The 3,528-nt window shown below is 67.1% G+C and carries 3 protein-coding genes; 1 reads left to right on the forward strand and 2 read right to left on the reverse strand.

What is annotated here, in order from left to right; all coding sequences use genetic code 11:
• Positions 1-1,203: FAD-binding oxidoreductase (locus tag IJH84_RS18605; protein ID WP_295146758.1), on the reverse strand; the 1,203-nt coding region annotated here is incomplete at its 3' end.
• Positions 1,203-2,369 carry an aminotransferase class V-fold PLP-dependent enzyme gene (locus IJH84_RS18610; RefSeq protein WP_295146760.1) on the reverse strand — a complete coding sequence of 389 codons (1,167 nt, stop codon included), beginning with the start codon at positions 2,367-2,369 and terminating at the stop codon, positions 1,203-1,205. The genes IJH84_RS18610 and IJH84_RS18605, both read right to left, overlap by 1 nt.
• A gap of 146 nt (positions 2,370-2,515) precedes the next feature.
• Here IJH84_RS18610 and IJH84_RS18615 point away from each other — a divergent pair.
• Positions 2,516-3,528 (forward strand): SLC13 family permease (locus tag IJH84_RS18615; RefSeq protein ID WP_295146762.1); only part of this gene is annotated, 1,013 nt, incomplete at its 3' end.

The following is a 3,528-nucleotide window of genomic DNA, read 5'->3' on the forward strand; positions in this document are numbered from 1 at the left end:
CTTGGGATCGACCGCGGTGTCCTCCACGAACGCCAGTGGCCGGCGCGTTCCGGAGCCCGCGGCCATCAGCAGGCCGAGGCCCGCCTTGCGCTCCTTCAGCAACGCCGATTGTTGTTGCGGAGTAACCGCTTCAAGGGTGTGGTAGCCGTGCTCGTGCTTGCGCCACAAGGAACTCAGCCGTTGCAGCCGTCCGGTCAGCTCGTCCTGATCGTCGCCGGTGAAGCTGACGAACAGCAGCGCATCCGGGTCACCTTCCAGGATCGTGCCCAGCGAGGCGTACTCGATGCGTTCCCGGGACAGGTCCAGGATCGTGCGGTCCATCAGCTCCACACCGGACGGATCGAAGCTCAGCGCGTCCTCGGTCGCCTCGATCGCCGCTTGGGTGGAGGTGAAGTGCCCGACCGCGATCACCGTGTGCCTCGGTTTCGGTACCAGGTCCACCAGTGCTTCGGTGGCCACGACCAGCGTTCCCTCCGAGCCGACGACGAACTCGGCGAGGTCGAACGGTTCGGCGGATATCCGGTCGAGCCGATAACCGCCCGAGCGGCGCCAGAACTCCGGGTAGCCGCCGGCGATCGCGTCCTTGTTCTCCGCGACGATCCGCGGAAGTTCCCGGTACAGCGCGCCTTCCAGCGTCCCGGCCGCTGCACGTCGTTGCCGCTCGGTTTCGTCCACCGGGCCGAGACGCGCCCTGCTGGCATCCGCGAGCACCACGCTCAGCTCGCGCACGTGGTCGATCGTCATGCCGTAGCGCACCGAGCCGCTGCCCGCGGAGTTGTTGCCGATCATCCCGCCCAGCGTGGCGCGATTGCTGGTCGAAGTGTCCGGGCCGAACATCAGCCCGTGCGGCGCGGCGGCCCGGTTGAGCTGGTCCTGCACCACGCCCATTTGCACGCGAGCCGTCCGCGATTCCGGGTCGAGATCCAGGATCTGGTTCATGTACCGGGAAAAGTCCAGCACGAGTCCCGGACCGACGGTCTGCCCGGCGAGGCTCGTGCCCGCTCCGCGCGGCACCACCGGCACTTCGTGCTCACGGGCGACGGCGACAGCGGCGGCCGCATCGTCGGCGTCCCGCGGGAACACCACGCCCAGCGGCGTGATCGTGTACATGCTCGCGTCGCGCGAGAACAGGTGCCGGGTGTAGTCGTCGAAAGCGACCTCGCCGGAGATTTCGCGCCGCAGCTCGTTTTCCAGCTCGCTCATCACGCCGCCTTCAGCACTCGCAGGGCTTCCTCGACACCGCCCTGATCGATCGGAACACCGGCCAACTCGAGTCCCATCTGGACACCCGCGAGCGTCCCGGATAGCGATACATCGTTGAAGTGGCCCAAGTGCCCGATGCGGAAGACCTTGCCAGCGACCTTGCCCAGGCCCGCGCCGAGCGACATGTTGAACCGGTGCAGGATCAACTCGCGAACCTTGTCCGCATCATGGCCATCGGGTAGCACAACCGCCGTCAGCGCCGGTGAATGCTCGCGCTCGTCCAGGCACAACGTCTCCAGACCCCACGCGCGCACGGCGGCGCGCGTGGCCGCGGAGTGCAGCCGGTGGCGCTCGAAGACCTGCGGCAAGCCCTCGTCATCAAGCATCCGCAGCGCCTCCCGCAGTCCGAACAGGAGATTCGTCGCCGGTGTGCTGTGGAAGAAACCCCGCCGATTGGCCTGTAGAACCGGTTGCCAGTCCCAATAGGACCGCGGCAGACCGGCCTTCTCGTTAGCCCGCAAGGCCTTCTCGCTCACCGCGTTGAAACCGAGGCCCGGCGGCAGCATCAGGCCCTTCTGCGAGCAGGAGATCGTGACGTCCACGCCCCAGTCGTCGTGCCGGTAGTCGATCGAGCCGAGCGAGGAGATCGTGTCCACCAGCAGCAGCGCCGGATGAGCCGCCTCGTCCATCGCCCGCCGCACCTCGGCGATCCGGCTGGTCACGCCGGTGGAGGTCTCGTTGTGCACCGCGCAGACCGCCTTGATCTCGTGCGCGGAGTCCCCGGCGAGCCGTTCGGCGACCACCACCGGATCGACGCCATGCCGCCAATCGCCGGGCACGAAATCCACCCGCAGGCCCAACTTCTCGGCCATCTCCCGCCACAGCACCGCGAAGTGCCCGGTCTCGAACGCCAGCACCCGGTCTCCGGGGCTGAGCGTGTTGACCAGCGCCGCCTCCCACGCACCGGTCCCCGACGACGGGTAGATCACGACCGGGCCGGTGGTGCCGAAGTCCGGCCGCACCGCTTGCAGCACCTCTCCGGTCAGCTCGGCGAACTCCGGGCCGCGGTGATCGATGGTGGGCGCGGACATCGCGCGCAACACCCGCTCCGGAACGTTCGTCGGGCCTGGAATTTGCAGGAAGTGATTGCCGATCGGCTGCGCCATCGGATTCTCCTCATTCAGTTCTGCAACTCTTGACGTCAAATGTGGCCGGGGCCATACTTCCTCGGCACGAGACCACGGATTCGCCTCATGAATTCAGTTCCCGCTCCCGTCCCCGAGCCGACGACTGCCTCGCACCGAGGAGCCACATGTCCGTACAAGTAGTCTCCATCATCGGCCTGGTACTCATTTTCCTGATCGCCACGCTGCGCTCGGTGAACATGGGCGCAGTAGCTTTTCTGGGCGCATTCCTCATCGGCACTTTCGTGGTGCGGGAAAGCGCCGACGACCTGTTCTCCGGATTCCCCGGCGACCTGTTCACCGTGCTGGTCGGGGTCACGCTGCTGTTCGCCATCGCCAAGAGCAACGGCACCGTCGACTGGCTCATCCACGTCGGAGTCCGCGCCGTGCGCGGCCGGATCGCGCTGGTCCCGTGGGTGATGTTCCTGGTGACGAGCCTGCTGACGATGGTGGGCGCGGTCGTGCCGGGCGCGGTCGCGATCATGGCCCCGATCGGGCTGAACTTCGCCGCCCGCTACCGGATCAACCCGATGCTGATGGGCCTGCTGATCATCAACGGCGCCACCGCGGGCGGCTTCTCGCCGATCAGCATTTTCGGCAGCATCACGAACGGCGTGGTGGAACGCAGCGGACTGCCCAGCAACCCGGCGTTGCTGTGGGGCAGCCAATTCGTTTTCAACCTGTTGCTCAGCGTGCTCGTCTTCTTCCTGTTCGGCGGCCGGGAACTGCTGCGGCGGAAAGTCGACACCGAGTCTCCGGAAAGCTCCGGAGAAATGGCTGGACCCGGGACCAGCGGAGGAACCGGCGGCACCACCACGGCCACCGCGGCCGAACCGGCCACCGGTGCGCTCGCACAAGTCACCACGCTCAACGCGAATCGCGCGATCACGCTCACCGGCCTGGCCCTGCTGGCCGTCGGCGCGCTCGCGCTGGAATTCGACGTCGGACTGCTGTCGCTGAGCATCGCCACCGTGCTGTGCATCATCTCGCCGCAGACGACCAAGGCGTGCATCGGCGAGGTCGCGTGGCCGACCGTGCTGCTGATCTGCGGCGTGGTGACCTACGTGAGCATGATGGAGGAGATCGGCACCATCGAGTTCCTCGGCGACGGCGTCGCAGGCATCGGCGTTCCGCTGCTGGC

The organism is Saccharopolyspora sp., from assembly GCF_017434145.1.
Lineage (GTDB): Bacteria > Actinomycetota > Actinomycetes > Mycobacteriales > Pseudonocardiaceae > Saccharopolyspora_C > Saccharopolyspora_C galaxeae.